2 protein-coding genes and 1 pseudogene are annotated in these 2,084 nt (G+C 44.3%); 2 read left to right on the forward strand and 1 reads right to left on the reverse strand.

Going from position 1 to position 2,084, the window contains the following annotated elements; genetic code table 11:
• Positions 1-244: pseudogene (locus ACP45E_RS21215) on the forward strand (DUF1731 domain-containing protein); the annotation flags it as partial.
• Positions 237-878 (forward strand): YdcF family protein, encoded by a 642-nt coding sequence (locus ACP45E_RS21220; RefSeq protein ID WP_017034918.1) that lies wholly within the window; start codon positions 237-239, stop codon positions 876-878. The pseudogene ACP45E_RS21215 and the gene ACP45E_RS21220, both read left to right, overlap by 8 nt.
• A 189-nt stretch (positions 879-1,067) precedes the next feature.
• Here ACP45E_RS21220 and ACP45E_RS21225 read toward each other — a convergent pair.
• Positions 1,068-2,084: AAA family ATPase (locus tag ACP45E_RS21225; protein ID WP_141707475.1), on the reverse strand; the 1,017-nt coding region annotated here is incomplete at its 5' end.

Consider the following 2,084-nt stretch of genomic DNA (forward strand, 5'->3'; position numbering starts at 1 on the left):
TGGGAGCCTGGAATTTGCGATTAGCGATATTAGTAACCAAGTCATTAACGTGACGACTCCTGATATCATGTATAAAGATACGTTTTATCAAAAGGCGCTTATCAATGCTGGCTTGCCGACTTCCTTATTACCAAAAATAGTTGATGTACACGACAAACAAATAGACCCAAGCAAGCTTATCTCACTTGGGTACTCATATCGTCACCCGACTCTTTCCCTTGTTTTGGATGCGCTAAATGACTAAACGCCTGTACCAACACATAGAAACTTTGTGGAACTACATGCTAATGGGGCATACGCCGAAGCAGTCGGATATCATTTTTGTTCTATGCAGTAATGATTTACGTGTCGCTTCTCATGCGGCTTCACTGTACCAACAAGGGTTTGCTCCACGGATTGTTTTCTCTGGTGGCTTTGGACGCTTTACCGAAGGACATTTCGATAAAACAGAAGCCGAGACGTTTGCTGCAATTGCAAAAGATTGTGGGGTACCTTCAGAAGACATTTTCATCGAAAAAGAAGCGACCAATACCGGAGAAAATGTCACGCTCGGCTATGAGCTTATTCGACGACTTGGGTTACCACATAAAAAAATGCTCTTGGTTCAAAAGCCCTTTATGGAAAGGCGCAGTTATGCGACGTTTATGCAGCAGTGGCCTGAGCCTTGTGAACAGGTATTGGTGAGCTCTTCATCAGACGGTTTTTTTGATTACCTCAATGAAGATATGCCACTTGATATGGTGTTAAGAGCGCTAAGCGAAGACTATGAACGCATCAAAAGTTACCCTCAACTTGGATTTCAGACTGAACAAGAAATACCGGATTCTGTAGAGCAAGCGTATCAATTCATCTGCGCGCACTACCTGGTGATTCATTGAAGGTATTGATTCACTCAAGAAATCGACTCGTTAAAAGAGCCGATCCATTAAAGACGTCGCCCCGTTAACACATTGAGCCTGTCCGTGGTCGGGACTATCACTTGAGAAGACAGCAATCACTTACGAAGACAACATAAAAAACCAGAGCATATCGCTCTGGTTTTTAGTGTGTGACTCACTACAGACAGACTAATGCAGCGCTTCTTCTTTCGTACCGAAATACTGAAAGACAATTTTATCTTTCTTCAAGTCAACTTTGACCGTGCCACCTTCGACTAAGGAACCAAAGAGCAGTTCATTTGCCAATGGTTTTTTCAGTTGCTCTTGAATCACTCGGCCCATTGGTCGAGCACCCATCGACTTATCGTAGCCTTTTATTGCTAGCCAATGCCTTGCTCTTTCCGACACTTCAAGAGAAACACCGCGAGCGTCCAGCTGTGCTTGAAGCTCAACGATGAACTTGTCGACCACCTGGTGGATAACCGCTTCGTCTAAGCGGTTAAACCAAATGATGTTATCAAGACGGTTTCTGAACTCAGGCGTAAAGACTTTCTTAATCTCTGCCATGGCATCAGGGCTGTTATCTTGCTCAATCAAACCCATTGACTTACGTTCTGTTTCTTGAACACCAGCATTGGTCGTCATCACCAGAATGACATTCCTAAAGTCCGCTTTGCGCCCGTTATTATCGGTAAGCGTACCGTTATCCATGACCTGTAATAGTAGGTTAAAGATATCAGGGTGTGCTTTTTCGATTTCATCGAGTAACACAACTGAGTGAGGGTGTTTGATAACCGAGTCCGTCAACAACCCACCTTGGTCATAACCGACATAACCCGGAGGAGCACCGATTAGCCGACTAACAGAATGTCTTTCTCCATACTCCGACATATCAAATCGCAGCAGTTCAATGCCCATCAGCTTCGCCAATTGCAACGTCACTTCAGTTTTACCTACCCCCGTAGGGCCTGCAAACAAAAATGAACCAACCGGTTTGTTGTCCGCTCCAAGTCCGGCGCGCGTTAACTTGATCGCTTCACTTAAAACATCAATGGCAGGATCTTGACCGAATACCAACATTTTCATCTTATCATCAAGATTTTTTAAAATATCTTTGTCTGATGAAGACACTGATTTTTCAGGGATTCGAGCCATTTTGGCCACCATGGACTCGATGTCAGCAACGCCCACCGTCTTCTTACGACG

The sequence above is a fragment of the Vibrio genomosp. F10 str. 9ZD137 genome (assembly GCF_049974785.1).
Classification (GTDB): Bacteria; Pseudomonadota; Gammaproteobacteria; order Enterobacterales; family Vibrionaceae; genus Vibrio.

Excerpts from the sequence above, each read along its gene's own strand:
- ACP45E_RS21220 (WP_017034918.1), top strand. The coding sequence starts at position 237 with ATGACTAAACGCCTGTACCAACACATAGAAACTTTGTGGAACTACATG.